This window comes from Stenotrophomonas sp. YJH_SMC_10 (genome assembly GCF_059371555.1).
Genome location: NZ_JCAFUS010000009.1, coordinates 163,040 through 180,581 on the forward strand (window position 1 = coordinate 163,040; position 17,542 = coordinate 180,581).

The 17,542-nt window shown below is 67.6% G+C and carries 16 protein-coding genes and 1 tRNA gene; 5 read left to right on the top strand and 12 right to left on the bottom strand.

Annotation, left to right across the window (positions count from 1 at the left end; all coding sequences use genetic code 11):
• Positions 1-21 precede the first annotated feature (21 nt).
• The 3 genes from rdgB to rph are packed head-to-tail and all read right to left on the bottom strand — an operon-like array spanning position 22 to position 1,726.
• Positions 22-618, bottom strand: a complete 597-nt coding sequence (rdgB, locus tag AC5P9C_RS13305; protein WP_343542234.1) for an RdgB/HAM1 family non-canonical purine NTP pyrophosphatase — start codon at positions 616-618, stop codon at positions 22-24.
• Entirely contained in the window at positions 615-1,004 is a 390-nt protein-coding gene (locus AC5P9C_RS13310; protein ID WP_057493331.1) for a VOC family protein, read from the bottom strand. The genes rdgB and AC5P9C_RS13310 overlap by 4 nt, the downstream gene beginning before the upstream one ends.
• On the bottom strand, positions 1,001-1,726 hold the full coding sequence (rph, locus tag AC5P9C_RS13315) for a ribonuclease PH (protein ID WP_049464263.1): 726 nt from the start codon (positions 1,724-1,726) through the stop codon (positions 1,001-1,003). The genes AC5P9C_RS13310 and rph overlap by 4 nt, the downstream gene beginning before the upstream one ends.
• Positions 1,727-1,850: 124 nt before the next feature.
• Here rph and AC5P9C_RS13320 point away from each other — a divergent pair, with 124 nt between their 5' ends.
• Positions 1,851-2,711, top strand: a complete 861-nt coding sequence (locus tag AC5P9C_RS13320; protein WP_049464265.1) for a YicC/YloC family endoribonuclease — start codon at positions 1,851-1,853, stop codon at positions 2,709-2,711.
• A gap of 57 nt (positions 2,712-2,768) precedes the next feature.
• Here AC5P9C_RS13320 and selD read toward each other — a convergent pair whose 3' ends face one another.
• The 9 genes from selD to fdnG form a co-directional block, all read right to left on the bottom strand.
• Positions 2,769-3,848, bottom strand: coding sequence for a selenide, water dikinase SelD (gene selD / locus AC5P9C_RS13325; protein ID WP_343542230.1), 1,080 nt, complete (start codon positions 3,846-3,848; stop codon positions 2,769-2,771).
• Positions 3,849-3,874: 26 nt separating this feature from the next.
• Positions 3,875-3,970 (bottom strand) — tRNA-Sec (locus tag AC5P9C_RS13330).
• A 23-nt stretch (positions 3,971-3,993) separates the two neighbouring features.
• Positions 3,994-5,922: a selenocysteine-specific translation elongation factor gene (selB, locus tag AC5P9C_RS13335; RefSeq protein ID WP_343542228.1), complete on the bottom strand. Its 1,929-nt coding sequence runs from the start codon at positions 5,920-5,922 to the stop codon at positions 3,994-3,996.
• The gene (gene selA / locus AC5P9C_RS13340; protein ID WP_414615295.1) at positions 5,919-7,343 is read right to left on the bottom strand and encodes an L-seryl-tRNA(Sec) selenium transferase; all 1,425 of its coding nucleotides are present in this window, start codon (positions 7,341-7,343) and stop codon (positions 5,919-5,921) included. The genes selB and selA overlap by 4 nt, the downstream gene beginning before the upstream one ends.
• A gap of 3 nt (positions 7,344-7,346) precedes the next feature.
• On the bottom strand, positions 7,347-8,330 hold the full coding sequence (gene fdhE / locus AC5P9C_RS13345; protein ID WP_343543655.1) for a formate dehydrogenase accessory protein FdhE: 984 nt from the start codon (positions 8,328-8,330) through the stop codon (positions 7,347-7,349).
• A complete protein-coding gene (locus AC5P9C_RS13350) occupies positions 8,311-8,487 on the bottom strand; it encodes a hypothetical protein (RefSeq protein ID WP_495205176.1) in 177 nt (58 codons plus the stop codon). Before AC5P9C_RS13350 ends, fdhE begins: the two co-directional genes overlap by 20 nt.
• 206 nt (positions 8,488-8,693) lie before the next feature.
• Complete coding sequence (locus AC5P9C_RS13355; RefSeq protein WP_064239116.1) at positions 8,694-9,341, bottom strand: formate dehydrogenase subunit gamma; 648 nt, start codon at positions 9,339-9,341, stop codon at positions 8,694-8,696.
• Complete coding sequence (fdxH, locus tag AC5P9C_RS13360) at positions 9,338-10,255, bottom strand: formate dehydrogenase subunit beta (protein WP_049465732.1); 918 nt, start codon at positions 10,253-10,255, stop codon at positions 9,338-9,340. The genes AC5P9C_RS13355 and fdxH overlap by 4 nt, the downstream gene beginning before the upstream one ends.
• A gap of 10 nt (positions 10,256-10,265) precedes the next feature.
• Positions 10,266-13,334, bottom strand: a complete 3,069-nt coding sequence (gene fdnG / locus AC5P9C_RS13365; RefSeq protein WP_313288125.1) for a formate dehydrogenase-N subunit alpha — start codon at positions 13,332-13,334, stop codon at positions 10,266-10,268.
• Between the two features lie 289 nt (positions 13,335-13,623).
• On the opposite strand from fdnG, the gene gmk reads away from it, so the two are divergent.
• The 4 genes from gmk (at position 13,624) to AC5P9C_RS13385 (ending at position 17,536) form a co-directional block, all read left to right on the top strand.
• Positions 13,624-14,289, top strand: a complete 666-nt coding sequence (gene gmk, locus AC5P9C_RS13370) for a guanylate kinase (protein WP_049465727.1) — start codon at positions 13,624-13,626, stop codon at positions 14,287-14,289.
• 110 nt (positions 14,290-14,399) lie between these two features.
• Positions 14,400-14,699, top strand: a complete 300-nt coding sequence (gene rpoZ / locus AC5P9C_RS13375) for a DNA-directed RNA polymerase subunit omega (protein WP_005410877.1) — start codon at positions 14,400-14,402, stop codon at positions 14,697-14,699.
• 106 nt (positions 14,700-14,805) lie between these two features.
• Complete coding sequence (locus tag AC5P9C_RS13380; RefSeq protein WP_005418955.1) at positions 14,806-16,968, top strand: RelA/SpoT family protein; 2,163 nt, start codon at positions 14,806-14,808, stop codon at positions 16,966-16,968.
• Between the two features lie 181 nt (positions 16,969-17,149).
• The gene (locus AC5P9C_RS13385) at positions 17,150-17,536 is read left to right on the top strand and encodes a RidA family protein (protein WP_005410875.1); all 387 of its coding nucleotides are present in this window, start codon (positions 17,150-17,152) and stop codon (positions 17,534-17,536) included.
• Positions 17,537-17,542 lie beyond the last annotated feature (6 nt).

Here is a 17,542-nt window from a genome sequence, read left to right on the forward strand (position 1 = left end):
CTGGTTCGATCAGGTCGGGCGTCAGTACAGCGTCGCCAGCTGCTGCTTGAGCTGCTGCAGGGCAATGGCACGGTGGCTGATGGCGTTCTTCAGGGCCGGCTCCATTTCCGCGGCGGTCAGGCCGTGGGTGGTGTCCAGGAACACCGGGTTGTAGCCGAAACCATTGGTGCCACGCGGCTCGCGGATGATCTGCCCTTCCCAGCGGCCTTCGCAGATCAGCGGCTGCGGGTCGGTGGCGTGGCGCAGCAGCACGATCACCGCGTAGAAGCGGGCGCTGCGCTGGCCGTCGGGCACTGCGGCCATCGCGTCCAGCAGCTTGGCGTTGTTGGCCGCGGCGTTGGTCGGGTGGCCGGCATAGCGCGCGCTGTACAGTCCCGGCGCACCGCCCAGGGCATCGACGATCAGGCCCGAATCATCGGCCAGCGCCGGCAGGCCGGTCGCTTCGCAGGCGGCGCGTGCCTTCAGCAGCGCGTTCTCGACGAAGGTCAGGCCGGTCTCCTCGACGTCGCCCAGGCCCAGCTCGGCGGCCGAGGTGATCTGCAGCGGCAGGTCGGCGAGGATCTCCTGCATCTCCACCAGCTTGCCGGCATTGTGGCTGGCCAGTACCAGTTTGTTCATTGACGGGGCTCCAACAGGTCCCAGGTGTTGCCATACAGGTCGCGGAATACCGCGACCGTTGCATAGGGTTCTTCGCGCGGTGCTTCCAGGAACTCGACGCCGGCGGCCAGCATCGCTGCGTGGTCGCGGTGGAAGTCGTCGGTGTGGAGGAAGAAGGCAACGCGGCCACCGGTCTGGTTGCCGATGCGGCTGCGCTGTTCCTCGTCGCTGGCGCGGGCCAGCAGCAGGGCGGCGGCGCTGCCGTCGGTCGGGCCGACCACCACCCAGCGCTTGTGCCCCTGGTCGATGTCTTCGAGCAATGCGAAGCCGAGCTTGCCGGTGTACCACGCAATGGCTTCGTCATAGTCGGCCACCACCAGGGTGGTCAGGGCAAGGCGCCGGTTCATGCCGACAGCGCCGCCTGCTGCGCGGCCAGCAGCTCGGCTACGCCCTTCTCGGCCAGGCCCAGCAGCGCGTCCAGTTCATCGCGACGGAAGGCATGGCCTTCGGCGGTGCCCTGCAGCTCGATGAAGCCGCCGCCGTCGTTCATCACCACGTTCATGTCGGTGTCGCAGTCGCTGTCTTCGGCGTAGTCCAGGTCCAGCACCGGGGTGCCGCGGTACACGCCCACCGACACCGCCGCCACTGCGCCCAGGACCGGGTTGCGCTTGATGTCGCCGCGCTTGATCAGCACGTTCACTGCATCGACCAGGGCCACGTAGGCGCCGGTGATGGCGGCGGTGCGGGTGCCACCGTCGGCTTGCAGCACGTCGCAGTCGAGGGTGATGGTGCGCTCGCCCAGCGCGTTGCGGTCCACGCAGGCGCGCAGGCTGCGGCCGATCAGGCGCTGGATCTCCAGCGTGCGGCCACCCTGCTTGCCACGCGCTGCTTCGCGGTCGCTGCGGGTGTGGGTGGCGCGCGGCAGCATGCCGTACTCGGCCGTCACCCAGCCTTCGCCCTTGCCGCGCAGGAAGCCCGGCACGCGGTTCTCGACGCTGGCGGTGCACAGCACGCGGGTTTCACCGAAGCACACCAGCACCGAACCTTCGGCGTGGCGGGTGAAGCCGCGTTGGATGACGACCGGGCGGAGCTGGTCGGGCTGGCGGCCGCTGGGGCGGGAATCGGACATGGTGCGGGTTCCGTAATGGCAAGGGAGTACGCCGCCACGCCCGCGGCCTTCACGGGGCGGGCGAGGGGGCTCTGGTGAGGGCGCTAGGGTACCATTCCCCCTTTGCACGCACCGGACACATTCCATGATTCGAAGCATGACCGCCTATGCCGGCGGCGAGCGGGTCACCCCGTGGGGCACGCTGGGCTGCGAGCTGCGCTCGGTCAACCACCGTTTCCTGGAGGTCGGCACCCGCCTGCCCGAGGAACTGCGGGCGCTCGAACCGCAGCTGCGCGAGCGCATCGCCGCGCGCCTGAGCCGCGGCAAGCTGGATCTGGTGATGCGCCTGCGCGCGCCGGAAGCGGCCGCCAACCTGCAGGTGGACGAGGCCCTGCTGGGCCAGCTGGGCCGCCTGGCCCACCGCTTGACCTCCGATTTCCCCAACCTGCAGGTCAGCTTCACCGACCTGCTGCAGCTGCCGGGCGTGACCCGCGGCGAGGCCACCGATGCGGCCGCCCTGCAGGTCGAGGCGCTGGCCCTGCTGGACCAGGTGCTGGACGGCTTCGTCGAGGCCCGCGAGCGCGAAGGTGGCAAGCTGGCCGCGGCCATCAGCGAGCGCGTGGACGGTATTGAACGCATCGCCGCCGACGTCCGCACGCTGATTCCGGCCATTCGCGACGGCCAGCGCGCCAAGCTGGCCGCACGCCTGGCCGATCTGCCGCACCCGGTCGACCCGGGCCGCGCCGAGCAGGAACTGGTGCTGTGGCTGCAGAAGCTGGATGTGGATGAAGAGCTGGACCGGCTCGGCAGCCATATCGTCGAGATCCGCCGCGTGCTCAAGCAGCGCGAGCCGGTCGGCCGCCGCCTGGACTTCCTGCTGCAGGAGTTCAACCGCGAAGCCAACACGCTGGGCTCGAAGTCGGTGGACAGCCGTACGTCCAATGCGGCGGTGGAGCTGAAGGTGCTGATCGACCAGATCCGCGAGCAGGTGCAGAACATCGAGTGAGGTTGCATCCGGCAACAGCGCAGGGGCGCCTTCGGGCGCCCTTGTCGTTTCAACGCATCAGCGCACGCTGACGCCCGGCGCGCCTTCGGCCAGCCGCCCCACCACGGCCGCCTGGCCGAACCCGGCGTCGTGGAAACAGGCCAGCACCGCATCCACCGCATCCGGGGCACAGGACACCAACAGGCCGCCACTGGTCTGCGGGTCGGTCAGCAGTGGCTGCCAGTGGGCGGCCAAGCCTTCGGCGAAGCGCACCTCGGTGCCATACGAGGCCCAGTTGCGATTGGAGGCACCGGTCACGCAGCCACGCTGCAGCAGGTCCAGCGCCTGTGGCAGCAGCGGCACCTGGTTACTGTCCACTTCGGCAGCGACGCCGCTGGCGCGGCACACTTCCAGCAGATGGCCGAGCAGGCCGAAGCCGGTGACGTCGGTCATGGCATGCACGCCGTCCAGCGCGGCCAGCGGCACGCCCACGGTGTTCAGGCGGGTGGTCGACGCGATCATCTGCCGGTAGCCGTCGGCATCCAGCACTTCTTTCTTCAGTGCTGACGAATACACGCCCACGCCCAACGGCTTGCCCAGCACCAGCACATCGCCGGCGCGGGCATCGGCATTGCGCTTGAGCCGCTGCGGATCGAGCACGCCGATCGCGGCGAGGCCATAGATCGGTTCCACCGAATCGATGCTGTGGCCGCCGGCCACCACGATGCCGGCGTCGGCGCAGGCACGCTCGCCGCCCTGCAGGATGGCGCGGATGGTGTCCTGTGGCAGCGTGTTGATCGGCATGCCGACGATGGCCAGCGCGAACAAGGGTCGTGCGCCCATCGCGTACAGGTCCGACAACGCGTTGGTGGCGGCGATGCGGCCGAAGTCGAACGGGTCGTCGACGATCGGCATGAAGAAATCAGTGGTGGCGACAATCGCCTGGCGGTCATCGAGGCGATACACCGCCGCGTCGTCGCTGGTCTCGCGGCCGACCAGCAGTTCAGCCGGTGCGGGAAGTGCCGGAACGCCGCGCAGAAGCTCGGTCAGCACGCCCGGCGCGATCTTGCAGCCGCAACCGCCACCGTGGGCCAGCGAGGTCAGTCGTTGCGGGGCATCGGCCGTGGAAGGGGCGGGGGACTGCGCGTGCGTGGCCATGCCGACATCTCCTGCGGAAACACGAATGGCGGAAGACAGCAGGAGTCGAACCTACCAGGGAGCGATCGACGCCCCCTACTGGGTTTGAAGCCCAGCCGCATGCCCGGATGCGCATGCCTTCCGAAGTACTGCGGTGCCGGTGCGCTCAGTCGTGGGCCGCGTTCCACTGCAGGTCGCCGCGCGGCCGATGCTGGTCACCGACGCGTCGAGTGTAGCCAACGCGATTGAAGAACTCCAAGATCTGGATGCTGCGTTTGCGCCCCAGGCCGATGGCATCGCGGAAGGCGGCCGCATCCACCGTACCGCTGGCCTGCGACAGCCGTGCGACGATCGCGGCCAGCTCGGCGATGCGGGCCGGCGCATAGAACAGGTCCGGTACCACCTGGAACAGTTCGCCGCGCGCGGCGGCACGCCGCAGGATGGCGCGGACCTCGTCCTCGGGCAGGCCGAAGTCGGTGGCCAGGGTACGCACCCACGGCGGATCGAAACCACCGGCGTGCAGGTGCGGGAGCACGCGTTCCAGCAGCAGGCGTTCACGCTCCGGCGGCGCATGGTCGTGACCGGGCAGGCGCCACCACGCGCCCACGCGCTGCAGCGTGCCGTCGGCCAGCAGGTCCTGCAGCAGCGCATTCCAGAGCCCCGTCGCAAGCGCGGGCAGGGTGCTGCGTTGCAGGCGCCCGCTGTCGACACCGGGTTCGTCCGGGCGTCGCTCGTGCCAGCTGCGCAGTGAGGCAATTACCTGCTCGCGCAGCACTTGCCAGTGCGAGGCGAGGATGACCACCGTGTCTTCGCGGGTGACGATGCGTCGTGTGTCTGCAGGAAGATCGATGCGGTCGGCCGCGCGCCGGCAGTAGCGCTGCAGTGTGGCCATGGGTATCCCCAAGGGCGCCTGCTGCAACAGCGGACCGAGCCCGGCACCTGCGGCCAGTTGCTCCAGTGCGCGCAGCCAGGCGAGCCGTGCCGGGCTGCGCCGGCGCCGCTGCGGAGGCTCCGGATCGAGCACGATGCCGCCGCCCAGCGTGTGGGTGGCCGCCGAATCACGGGCGATGAAGCGATCACCGCACATCGCACAGACCGGCGAATCGAATACCAGCTGCACGAGCTGCCCATCGCCGGAGGGAGCGTCCTCCAGCAACACAAGATGGGCCTGCCGGTGCATCGTGCCCCAGTGGATATGCAGCGGTGCCCAGTCGCGCAACGGTGCGGCCTGCGCGGAAACCCGCAGCCGTACGTCGACACGGAGGGTGGCCAGCAGGGCGCGTGGATCGGCGATCCAGTCGCCACGGTGGATGTCTTCGCGCGCGATGGCAGCCAGGTTCAACGCGCAGCGCTGGCCGGCCATCGCACGTTCGCTGGCCCGGTTCTGCGCGTGGATGCTGCGCACGCGCACATCGGTGGCCGCCGGCATCAGCTGCAGATGTTCGCCAACCGAGGCGACGCCGCCATGCACCGCGCCGGTCACCAGCGTGCCGTGGCCGGCCAATGAGAACACGCGGTCCACCGGCATGCGGAACAGTTCATGGTGCAGCGCGGCCCGTCGCGCGTTGAACTCGTCTGTGGCGCATGCATGCAGGTGGGTGCGCAATGCGTTGATGCCCACATCATCGGGGGAGGTGCTGTTGCAGGCGAACACCGGCGCATCCTGCAGCGGCGTGCCGGCCAGCAGTGCAGCGATCTCGGTCTCGACCTGGGCCATGCGCGCGGCGTCCACCCGGTCGATCTTGGTGAGCGCCACTGCGCCGCGATCCACGCCCAGCAACTGCAGGATCGCCAGGTGCTCGCGGGTCTGTGGCATCACACCGTCGTCGGCGGCAATCACCAGCAGCGCCATGTCGATGCCGGTAGCACCGGCCACCATCGTATGCACGAAGCGTTCATGGCCTGGCACGTCGACGAAACCCAGCGTCGCCGACGCGTCTCCAACTGAGCCCTCCACCGGGACATAGGCATAGCCCAGTTCAATGGAGATGCCGCGCGTGCGCTCTTCCTGCAGGCGATCGGTTTCGATGCCGGTCAGTGCCCGCACCAGGCGCGTCTTGCCATGGTCGATATGCCCGGCGGTGCCGACAATCATGGTTGCAGCGCGCCCCACTGGGCGAGGAAGTCCGCTTCCTCGGACGGTTCCAGGCAACGCAGGTCCAGCCACAATGCGTCCTCGCCGATGCGGCCCAGCACCGGTCGCGGCAGCTGGCGCAGGCGCTTGGCCAGGCGGTCCAGGCCGCCGCGTTGCGCAGTGGTGATGCGCAGGCCGGCACTGCCGAGCTGCGCCTGTGGCTGCGCGCCACTGCCGATCTGGCTGTGCATCCGTGCTTGTTCAAGCATGTAGCCGGCCGGCAGCGCCGAGCGCATCGGCGGAAGCAGGCGCTGGGCCTGCGCATCCATGTCATCCTGTGTCCGCGAGAGCGTACGCAGTGTCGGCAGCCGCTGGGCCAGCAGTTCCGGCTCGCGGTACAGGGCCAGCACCGCCGCCAGCGCGGCCAGGCCCATCTTGTCCATGCGCAGCGCGCGCTTGAGCGGGTTGCGGTTGATCCGCGCGATCAGGTCGGCGCGGCCGGCGATGATGCCGGCCTGCGGCCCGCCCAGCAGCTTGTCGCCACTGAACGAGACCAGGTCGGCGCCCGCCGCCAGCGTTTCCTGCACGGTCGGCTCGTGCGGCAGGCCGAAGGCCGCCAGGTCGCACAGGCTGCCACTGCCCAGGTCCACCACCAGCGGCAGGCCATGGTCGTGCGCGATGGCTGCCATCGCCGCGGTGTTGACCTTGGCGGTGAAGCCGGTGATCGCGTAGTTGCTGGCATGCACCTCCATCAACAGCGCGGTGCGGGCGCCGATGGCATGGGTGAAATCGGCGGGATGGGTACGATTGGTTGTACCCACTTCCACCAGCCGCGCGCCGGCGCTGCGCATCACATCGGGAATGCGGAAGGCACCGCCGATCTCCACCAGTTCGCCGCGCGACACCACCACCTCGCGGCGGTTGGCCAAGCTGTTGAGCAGCAGCAGGACCGCCGCCGCATTGTTGTTGACCACGGTGGCCGCTTCGGCGCCGGTCAGCTCGCAGACCAGCGCCTGCACCCGCGCATCGCGGTCGCCGCGGCGGCCGCGGGCGATGTCGAATTCCAGGTCAACCGGCGCGGTCATCGCGCGGGTGACCGCCTGCACGGTGGCATCGGGCAACAGCGCGCGACCCAGGTTGGTGTGCAGCACGGTGCCGGTCAGGTTGAAGATCGGCTGCAGGTCGAGGCGTGCATCGGCGGCAAGGGCGGCGTCGAGCGCCGCGACCAGTGCCGGGCCTTCAATGGCCTGCCGCAGCTGCTCGGCCGAGAGCTGTGCGGCACCGATGCGCTCGCGCAGCGCCTGCAGGTGTGCGCGCAGCAGCTGGGTGATGCGGCTGCGACCGTGATCTTCGATCAGCGCCGACAGCGCCGGCAGTCGCAGCAGCTTGTCCAGCGAGGGCAGGGCGGCGGCCGATGCCGGGGCGGCGGAGGTGCGTGGCATCGGTCAGTCGTCGTCGGATTGCCACAGCAGCGGATTCTGGCTGGCTCGTGCGTAGCCTTCCTCGCCCAGCAGCAGGTCCAGCGCCAGCGTGCCGAGGTCGTCGGCCACCGGTTCCAGCGCCGGGTCCTTTTCCAGGTACAGGATCTTGCGGTAGCTGTGGCAGTGGTCGCAGGTCTCGGCGCGCACCGCGCTGTCGCGCACGGCTTGGGCGGCATCGCCGTCGGCATTGGCCAGGGCGCGGTAGGCGATGTCCTTGCCAGCGGCGCCACACTGGCTGCATTGCACGCGCACGTAGTGCCACTGGCAGGCGCACAGCGAGCACGACAGATAGCGGTATGAAGCATAGGGCGGGCGGGCCTGCACCACGCTGGCCACCGGCAGGGTGCCGCACAGCGGGCACACGCCAGGCGCATCGGCCAGCGGCCTGAGGTCGCTGGCGCGGAAACTGGCCGTGAGCACGGCCCAGTACACCTGCAACGCATTCATCACCAGCAGCGCCGCCACCGCATCCACCGACGGGGCGTCATCGCGCTCCAGCACGGCGTGCGCCTGCGCATCCAGCCAGGCGTCATCGGCGGCGGCGACGCGCAGAAGTTCGCGCCGGGTTTCCGCCGGCAGCCCGGCTTCGTCGGCACAGTGCCGGCACAGCGTGCGCAGCCAGTCGCGCCAGCGGCCGTCCAGTTGCAGTGTGTTGGCGGGCCGCAAGGGCATGCCGGCACCGGCGGCCGCGCTCGACTGTTGTGCACGCGCCTGAACCTGCAGCGCCTCGCGCTGTTGCGGCGTCAGCTCGTCCAGCAGCGCCTGCTGCGCATCGGCCAGCGCCGCCAGCAGCTGCAGATAGCCACCGATGGCACTGTGCGTGGCGAGGCTGCGCAGTCGCGCCGCGCGTGCAGCGAACAGCGATTCGGTATCGGGCAGGATGATGCGCGGCACGTCGCGCGAGGCGAGCGTCTCGATCTCACCGGGTTCAAGGATGCGTTGCGCCATGCAGGGCCAGCCAGTAGAACCAGCCTCCATCCTCGCCGTTGTCAGCGCTGGCGTCCAGCGCGTTGCCGGCCATTTGAAAGGTTGGGGTCAGATCCGTTTTCCACATGAAAACGGATCTGACCCCATCGGTTGTTACCGTGTTCATCGTGTCGACCAAGGTCGACACCTACCAAAAGCACCGGTGAACTGTCGAAGGCGGGGTGGGTCCGGTTGCGGGGGCGTGAGCCGCATGGATGCGGCGACCGAGCTTACATGGACGTACTTGCAGCGTCCCCCGCAACCGGACCCACCCCGCAACTCCTCAGGAAGCCAGCTTTTGACGTTGACGTTGCTTCTGCAGGTGCAGGGCCACAGGCCCTGCCGCTAGCCCTGTTCCCGCCGCCCGCGCAGGATGTCCCGGAACCATTGCCGGTGATGCTTGTAGGCCCACCCATAGGTCACCTTGCCCTGGGTCATCGCCCGCACAGAGCCCTTGATCCAGAGCGCGGCATAGATGTGCACCACGATCGCACACACCAGTACCCAGCCGAACAACGCATGGGCGAGCACCGAGAAGCGGATCAGCCCGATCGGGAAGAAGTGGCTGAAATACTGCCGCCAGATCACGAAGCCGGTCAGCAGCAGCGCCGACAGGCAGCCGATGATGGCCCAGAACAGCAGCTTCTGGCCGGCATTGAAGCGGCCCACCGGCGGCAGCCTTTCGTCTTCGTTGCGCAGCACGTCGCGCATGCCGCGCATCCACGCACGGTCGTCGGCGGTCGGCAGGTTGTCACGCCACATGCGGATCGCCAGCAATGTGAAGCCCACCACCATGGCCAGGCCGATGAATGGATGCAGGATGCGTGTCCACGGGCCGCCACCGAACAGCTGGGTCAACGGGAACAGGGCAGGGTGGAACAGCGCGAGCCCGGACAGCGCGGTCAGCACGAAGCAGATCGCCACGATCCAGTGATTGATGCGGGTCGGCGCGCGGTAGCGGATGATCTGCCGCGGGTGCGGGGCGTACTTCATGGCCGCTGCTCCTCTTCGATCTTCTTCGCTTCGTGTTCGGCGGCCTCTTCTTCCTCGTCATTGACCGTGTTGCGGCCGATGCCGATGTAATGCAGGAACCCAGCAAAGGCCGTGGCGGCAATCGCCAGCACGCCCAGCGGCTTGGCCACGCCCTTCCAGACTTCCACCATCGGGCTGATCCGCGGGTCCTTGGGCAGGTCGGCATACAGCTCCGGCTTGTCCACGTGCTGCAGCACGTACATCACGTGGGTGCCGCCCACGCCCTGCGGGTCGTACAGGCCAGCGTTCCCGTAGCCGCGCGATTTCAGGTCTTCCACGCGTCCGGCCGCGTGCTCGGTCATCGCCTGCTTGCTGCCGAAGGTGATCGCCCCGGTCGGGCAGGTCTTCACGCAGGCCGGTTCCTGGCCCACCGCCACCCGGTCCGAACACAGCGTGCACTTGTAGGCCTTGTGGTCCTTCTTGGAGATGCGCGGCACATCGAACGGGCAGCCGGTTACGCAGTAGCCACAGCCGATGCAGTTCTCTTCCTGGAAGTCGACGATGCCGTTGGCGTACTGGATGATCGCGCCCGGCGACGGGCAGGCCTTGAGGCAGCCCGGGTCGCTGCAGTGCATGCAGCCTTCCTTGCGGATCAGCCACTCCAGCTTGCCCTTCTCGTCCTCGTACTCGCGGAATTTCATCACCGTCCACGACTGGTCACTCAGATCGGGCGGGTTGTCATAGCTGCCGACACAGCTGCCGACCTCGTCGCGCAGGTCGTTCCATTCCATGCAGGCGACCTGGCAGGCCTTGCAGCCGATGCACTTGCTCACATCGATCAGCTTGGCGACCTGGCCGGTGTGCGCCCCCCGCGCCTCCGGCGAGGGCGTGGTGGTGGCCGAGCGGCGGATGATGTCCAGCGATTGCAGTGACATGGCGTGTCTCCTACACCTTCTCGACCTTGACCAGGATGCACTTCGATTCGGGCGTCTGCGAGTTGCCGTCACCGATGGCGTTGGTCAGCGTATTGGCGATGTAGCCGGGCTTGGCCGCACCGAGGAAGCCCCAATGGATCGGCACGCCCACCTGGTGCACGGTCCGGCCATCGATCTGCAGGGCCTTGATGCGCTTGGTTACCATCGCCACCGCTTCGATGTGCCCGCGCTTGGAACTGACCCGCACCCGGCTGCCGTTGTTGATGCCCAGCTCGTCGGCCAAGGCAGCGCCGATCTCGACGAACTGCTCGGGCTGGATGATGGCGTTGAGCTTGCCGTGCTTGGTCCAGAAGTGGAAATGCTCGGTCAGGCGGTAGGTGGTGGCCACGTGCGGGAACTCATCCGGCGAACCGATCTGGGCACGGTCACTGGCGAACACGCGTGCGGCCGGGTTGTTCAGCGTCAGTGCCTGGCCGGGGCTGAGCGGATTGCTGCGCAGCGGGGTATCGAACGGCTCGTAATGCTCGGGGAACGGGCCTTCGGCCATGCCGGCCTTGGCGAAGAAGCGGGCGATGCCCTCCGGGTTCATGATGAACGGGCCCATGCCGCCAGCGGGATCTTCGTCGGCCTTGAAGTCCGGCACATCCACGTTGCCCCAGTTCTTCCCGTTCCAGGCCAGCAGCATGCGGCGCGGATCGAATGGCCGGCCGGCGACATCGCACGAGGCGCGGTTGTACATCACGCGGCGGTTGGCCGGCCACGCCCACGCCCAGCCCAGCGTATTGCCGATGCCGGTCGGGTCACTGTTGTCACGGCGCGCCATCATGTTGCCGGTCGGGCCCCAGGCACCGATATAGATCCAGCATCCCGACGCGGTGCTGCCGTCGTCGCGCAGGTCGCCGAACGTCGCCAGCTGCTCGCCGGCCTTGCGCACCAGCCTGGTCGGATCCTTCGGATCGAACACGTCCGTCAGCGCCTTGCCGTTGTACTCCATCGCCAGCTCTTCGGGCGTGGGCACTTCTGGGTTGGCATAGTTCCAGGCCAGGTCGCGCACCGGCTCCCACCACGCACCGCCGTCCTTCTCGTACATCGCCTTGATGCGATGGAACAGCTCGGACATGATCTCGATGTCGCTGCGCGCTTCGCCTGGCGGATTGGCACCCTTCCAGTGCCACTGCAGCCAGCGCGAGGAATTCACCACCGCACCGTTCTCCTCGGCGAAGGACGTGGTCGGCAGGCGGAACACCTCGGTCTGGATCGTGCTGGGATCGACGTCGTTCAGCGCGCCGTGGTTCTGCCAGAAGGCGATGGTCTCGGTTTCCAGCGGGTCCATGCTGACCATGAACTTCAGCTTGGAGAACGCGCTGATCAGCTTGCCCTTGTTCGGTGCCGAGGCCAGCGGATTGAAGCCCTGGCAGATGTAGCCGTGGATCTTGCCTTCGTTCATCAGCTCGTACGCCTGCAGCATGTCGTATGGCTTGTCGAGCTTGGGCAGGTAATCGAAACACCAGTTGTTGTCGGCGGTGGCAGCGTCGCCCCACCACGATTTCATCAGGCTGACGTGGAACTTCGGGTAGTTCTGCCAGAACGACATCTGGTTGGCGCGCAGCGGCTTCTGCGTGCGCTTGGCGATGTAGGCGTCGTAGTCCTGCTCGTCCTGCCTCGGTAGCGTCAGGTAGCCGGGCAACAGGTCGGACATCAGGCCGATGTCGGTCAGGCCCTGGATGTTGGAATGCCCGCGCAGCGCGTTCATGCCGCCTCCGGCCACGCCGATGTTGCCCAAAAGCAGCTGCACCATGGTGCCGGCACGCACGTTCTGCGCACCGATCGAGTGCTGCGTCCAGCCGAGGGCGTACAGGATGGTCATCGCCTTGTCCTTGCCGGCGGTGGACGCGATCATGTCCCAGATCTGGCGGATGCTGTCGGCCGGCGTGCCGCAGATGCGCTCGACCATCGCCACGGTATAGCGCGCGTAATGCTGCTTGAGCAGGTTGTAGACGCAGCGCGGGTCCTTCAGCGTCGGGTCGCTGCGTACGTAGCCGTCGTCACCGTAGGCGTAGTCCCAGCTGGAGCGGTCGTAGCTGCGCTTTTCTGCGTTGTAGCCCGAATACAGGCCGTCCTTGAAGGCGAACTCGTCCTTCACCAGGAACGACATGTCGGTGTAGTTCAGCACGTACTCGTGCTGGATGCGGTCCTCGGTCAGCAGGTAGTTGATCAGGCCGCCCAGGAACACGATGTCGGTACCGGTGCGGATCGGCGCGTACACGTCGGCCACCGCGGCCGAGCGGTTGAAGCGCGGATCGACCACGATCAGGCGTGCCTTGTTGTGTGCCTTGGCCTCGGTTACCCATTTGAACCCGCACGGGTGTGCCTCGGCGGCATTGCCACCCATGATCAGGATCAGGTCGGCATTCTTGATGTCGACCCAGTGGTTCGTCATCGCACCACGGCCTAGCGTCGGGGCAAGACCTGCCACCGTCGGGCCGTGTCAGACACGTGCCTGGTTGTCGAATGCCAGCATGCCGAGGGAGCGGACGACCTTGTGGGTCAGCACCGCGGTTTCATTGCTGGTGGCCGAGGCCGCCAGCATGCCGGTGGTCAGCCAGCGGTTGACCGTCTGCCCGGCCTCGTTCTTCTGCACGAAGTTGGCATCGCGGTCTTCCTTCATCAGCCGCGCGATGCGGTCCAGCGCATCGTCCCAGCTCAGCCGCTTCCACTCGTTGGAGCCCGGCGCGCGGTACTCGGGGTAGAGCAGGCGCGACTTGCTGTGGATGATGTCGGCCAGGCCGGCACCCTTCGGGCACAGCGTGCCGCGGTTGACCGGGTGGTCCGGGTCGCCTTCGATATGGAAGATGCTCGGTTCGGCGTTCTTGGCGCCATCGCCGAGGCTGTACATCAGGATGCCGCAGGCCACCGAACAGTACGTACAGGTGTTGCGGGTCTCGGTCGCGCGGGTCAGCTTGTATTGCCGGACCTCCGCGAGCGCGATGCCGGGCGCGAAGCCCATCAGTGCCAGGCTGGAGCCGACCAGGGTTGTCCCGGTCACTTTCAGGAACTGGCGGCGGCTCATCGATGGCATGCCGTTCTCCTGGGATGGCGGGGAGGCGCAGGCCTCCGGGCTGTCGTTGGGTACGGCCGGTTATAGCACAGGCCCCCGCATGCCCATGTGGCACAAGGCGCGGCGCCTGCCGGACGGGCCCGGAAAGAGCCTGCTCTGGTAAAGTTGCGTGCCCGCCCCCCGGGGAAGCGTCTGCCGGGCCTGGTTCCAGGATGTTCCGCGCAGCCCCCGCCGTCCTGCCGCGATCCGCCGCGCCGGACCTGGAACATCGAGGAAAAATTTTGCGAAATCAACCAGTTGGGAGCCGTGCATGAGCGCCCCGTCGAAGCCGTCGGACGCCGTGGCGCGCGGCACGCTGTACATCGTGGCCGCCCCGTCCGGCGCCGGCAAGAGCAGCATCGTCAACGCCACCCTGGCGCGTGACCCGCAGATCGCCCTGTCGATTTCCTTCACCTCGCGCGCGATGCGCCCGGGTGAGGTGAACGGCCAGCACTACCACTTCGTCAGTGCCGAGAAGTTCGAGCAGATGATCGCCGCCGGCGACTTCTTCGAACACGCCTGGGTGCACGGCGACTGGAAGGGCACGGCCCGGCAATCGGTGGAGCCGCAGCTGGCCGCCGGCCAGGACGTGCTGCTGGAGATCGATTGGCAGGGCGCCCAGCAGGTGCGGCAGCTGGTGCCGGGCACGGTCACCGTGTTCATCCTGCCGCCGTCCAAGCAGGCGTTGCAGGACCGCATGCGCAAGCGCGGCCAGGACAGCGAGGCGGTCATCGCTCAGCGGCTGGGGGCAGCCCGCGATGAAATGCTTCACTTCAACGAGTTCGACTACGTCATCGTCAACGAGGTGTTCGACACTGCCGTGGACGAGCTGTGCGCCATCTTCACTGCCAGCCGCCTGCGCCGGGAGGCCCAGAAGGTGCGCCACGCCGCCCTGATCCAGGCCCTGCTGACCCCCGATCCGGGTGCAACTGACTGATTCCAAAAGAATCGATGGGGGGTTGGCTTGATTTTGTCCAGCCCCTGCCAGTACACTCCGTCCCCTTTCCCTCATTCGACTGAGCGGCCGACCGGTCGCCGGGAGCCCGTATGGCCCGCATCACCGTAGAAGATTGCCTGGAAGTCGTTAACAACCGTTTCGAACTGGTCATGATGGCATCCAAGCGTGCCCGCCAGCTCGCCAACGGCGTGCAGGCCACGCTGGACAACAGCGAGACCGAGGACAAGCCGACCGTGCTGGCGCTGCGCGAAATCGCCGCCCGCAAGATCGACAACGCGCTGATCGACGAAGTCGAGAAGGCCGAGCGTGAGCGCGCCGAGCGCGAAGCGCTGGAGTGGGCCGCCGCCGAAGTGGTGGCCGACGAAGACATGTCCAAGAACGACGATTGATCGCATCGATCAACCTAATCGTTGGATACACCGAACAGCCCGCCCCGTGCGGGCTGTTTCGCATTCAGGATTTGCCGTAAACGTCGCGCTGGAATAGGCTGCGGGCATGAACCCAGGCCCCACTGCCAAGGTCGCCGCAGCCCCCACTGCCGCCGTACCCGACTACGTCCTCCAGCTCGAACGCGCCGCCCATTACCTGCCGCCGGAACAGCTGCCGCTGCTGCGCCGTGCCTGGGAAGTCGGAGCCTCCGCGCACGCTGGGCAGACGCGCAAGTCGGGCGAGCCCTACATCACCCACCCGGTGGCCGTGGCCCAGGTGCTGGCCGAGCTCGGCCTGGACGTGGAAGCGCTGATCGCTGCGATCCTGCACGACACCATCGAAGACACCCCGCTGACGCGCGAGGCGCTGGCCGCCGAGTTCGGCGAAGCCGTCGCCGAACTGGTCGACGGTGTCACCAAGCTGGACAAGCTGAAGTTCCGCGACCGCCAGGAAGCGGCCGCCGAGAGCTTCCGCAAGATGCTGCTGGCGATGTCGCGCGACCTGCGCGTGATCATGATCAAGCTGGCCGACCGCCTGCACAACATGCGTACGCTGGGTGCGCAGAGCCGCGAAGCGCGCGGCCGCATCGCCCGCGAGACGCTGGAGATCTACGCGCCGATCGCCCAGCGCCTGGGCATGAGCCTGGTCAAGAGCGAGCTGCAGAACCTGGGGTTCAAGGCGCTCTACCCGTGGCGCCACGCCATCATCGAAAAACACATCCGCAGCCAGCCGGTGGTGCGTCGCGAAGCGATGGCACAGGTGGAAGTGCAGCTGTCGCAGCGCCTGGCCAAGGAGGGGATCGAGCATCGGCTGATCAGCCGCATCAAGACCCCGTGGAGCATCTACAACAAGATGCGCGACGAGAACAAATCCTTCGACCAGGTGATGGATGTGTTCGGCTTCCGCCTGGTCGTGCGCAGCGTGCCCAGCTGTTACCACGCGCTGGGCTCGGTGCACGCCACCTTCAAGCCGCTGGATGGGCGCTTCCGCGATTTCATCGCCATTCCCAAGGCCAACGGTTACCAGTCGCTGCACACCGTGCTGTTCGGGCCGTATGGCTCGCCGATCGAAGTGCAGATCCGTACCGAGGAAATGGACCTGATCGCCGAGCGCGGCGTGGCCGCGCACTGGACCTACAAGTTCGGTGGTGATTCGCCCAACAGCGCGCAGAGCCGCGCCCACGCCTGGATCGTCGAGCTGATCGACTCGCAGCGCGCCGCCGGTTCCTCGCTGGAATTCCTCGACAACGTCAAGGTCGACCTGTTCCCGGACGAGGTCTACCTGTTCACCCCGAAGGGCAAGATCCTGGCCCTGCCGCGCAATTCCACCGCGCTCGATTTCGCCTACGCGGTGCACACCGACGTCGGCAACATGGCGGTGGCCTCGCGCGTGGACAAGAAACTGGTGCCACTGCGCACCAAGCTGGTGTCGGGCCAGTCGGTGGAGATCATCACCGCACGCTCGGCCACGCCGAAACCGCAGTGGCTGGAATTCGTGGTCACCAGCAAGGCACGCACCGCCATCCGCCACCAGCTCAAGCAGCTGGAACACGAAGATGCCGTGCAGCTCGGCCACCGCATGCTCGACCGTGCGCTGGAAGCGATGGATTCGTCGCTGGAGCGGCTGCCGAAGGGGCGCCTGGATGCGTTCCTGGCCGAGCACCGTTTCCCGCGCCTGGAGGCGCTGCTGGCCGAGGTCGCGCTGGGCAACTGGATGCCGACCCAGGCCGCGCAGGCGCTGATGGCCTACGCCGAACTGCGTGGCGGCCCGCATTCGCGCCACCATTCGCAGGAGAAGATCCTGATCAACGGCAGCGAGCGCGGCGTGGTCACCTTCGCCGGCTGCTGCCAGCCGATTCCCGGCGACGAGATCATGGGCTACCACACCGCCGGCAAGGGCATCGTGGTGCACCGGATGGACTGCCCGAACCTGGCCGAGCTGCGCAAGTCGCCCGAGCGCTGGGTGCCGATTGGCTGGGACACCACCGTCTCCGGCGACTACGACACCTCGCTGGTGGTGGAAGTGGAGAACGGCACCGGCGTGCTGGCGCAGCTGGCCGCCGCCATCGCGCAGAGCCACTCCAACATCGAGCGCGTGGACTACCTGGACCGCGATTTCAACGCCGCCGTGCTGGCGTTCAACATCCAGGTGCGCGACCGCAACCACCTGGCCGAAGTGATGCGCCGCCTGCGCCGCCTGTCGGTCGTGCAATCGGTACGCCGCCAGTAGGTCCTGCGCGGACCGGTAGTGCCGGCCGCTGGCCGGCAACCCATGTATCCTCGACGGCATCGCGATTGCCGGCCAGCGGCCGGTACTACCGAAGCGGCGCGGTGGATCCGCGCCATGCGTGGATGCACCCCCAGCCGGTACAATCACCGCTCTGTTTTCCCCCAAAGCACCGGAGCGACCCATGTCCCGCCAGATCATCAACACCGAAAAGGCCCCCGCTGCCATCGGCCCGTACTCGCAGGCCGTGCGCGCCGGCAACACCGTGTATTTCTCCGGCCAGATCCCGCTCGATCCGGCCACCGGCGACATCGTCGGCGCCGGTGACGTCGAAGCGCAGGCCCGTCGCGCCTTCGACAACCTCAAGGCCGTGGCCGAGGCCGCTGGCGGCTCGCTCGACAAGGTCGTGCGCCTGGGCCTGTACCTGACCGACCTGGGCGAGTTCGCCAAGGTCAACGCGGTCATGCAGGACTACTTCCAGGCCCCGTACCCGGCCCGTTCCACCATCGAAGTGTCCGGCCTGCCGAAGGGCGCCAACTTCGAGGTCGATGCGGTGATGGTCATCGACTGACCGCCA

Bases quoted from the DNA above. Each gene is read 5' to 3' on its own strand.
- rdgB (WP_343542234.1), bottom strand. From the start codon at position 618: ATGAACAAACTGGTACTGGCCAGCCACAATGCCGGCAAGCTGGTGGAG.
- AC5P9C_RS13310 (WP_057493331.1), bottom strand. From the start codon at position 1,004: ATGAACCGGCGCCTTGCCCTGACCACCCTGGTGGTGGCCGACTATGAC.
- rph (WP_049464263.1), bottom strand. From the start codon at position 1,726: ATGTCCGATTCCCGCCCCAGCGGCCGCCAGCCCGACCAGCTCCGCCCG.
- AC5P9C_RS13320 (WP_049464265.1), top strand. From the start codon at position 1,851: ATGATTCGAAGCATGACCGCCTATGCCGGCGGCGAGCGGGTCACCCCG.
- selD (WP_343542230.1), bottom strand. From the start codon at position 3,848: ATGGCCACGCACGCGCAGTCCCCCGCCCCTTCCACGGCCGATGCCCCG.
- selB (WP_343542228.1), bottom strand. From the start codon at position 5,922: ATGATTGTCGGCACCGCCGGGCATATCGACCATGGCAAGACGCGCCTG.
- selA (WP_414615295.1), bottom strand. From the start codon at position 7,343: ATGCCACGCACCTCCGCCGCCCCGGCATCGGCCGCCGCCCTGCCCTCG.
- fdhE (WP_343543655.1), bottom strand. From the start codon at position 8,330: ATGGCGCAACGCATCCTTGAACCCGGTGAGATCGAGACGCTCGCCTCG.
- AC5P9C_RS13355 (WP_064239116.1), bottom strand. From the start codon at position 9,341: ATGAAGTACGCCCCGCACCCGCGGCAGATCATCCGCTACCGCGCGCCG.
- fdxH (WP_049465732.1), bottom strand. From the start codon at position 10,255: ATGTCACTGCAATCGCTGGACATCATCCGCCGCTCGGCCACCACCACG.
- gmk (WP_049465727.1), top strand. From the start codon at position 13,624: ATGAGCGCCCCGTCGAAGCCGTCGGACGCCGTGGCGCGCGGCACGCTG.
- rpoZ (WP_005410877.1), top strand. From the start codon at position 14,400: ATGGCCCGCATCACCGTAGAAGATTGCCTGGAAGTCGTTAACAACCGT.
- AC5P9C_RS13380 (WP_005418955.1), top strand. From the start codon at position 14,806: ATGAACCCAGGCCCCACTGCCAAGGTCGCCGCAGCCCCCACTGCCGCC.
- AC5P9C_RS13385 (WP_005410875.1), top strand. From the start codon at position 17,150: ATGTCCCGCCAGATCATCAACACCGAAAAGGCCCCCGCTGCCATCGGC.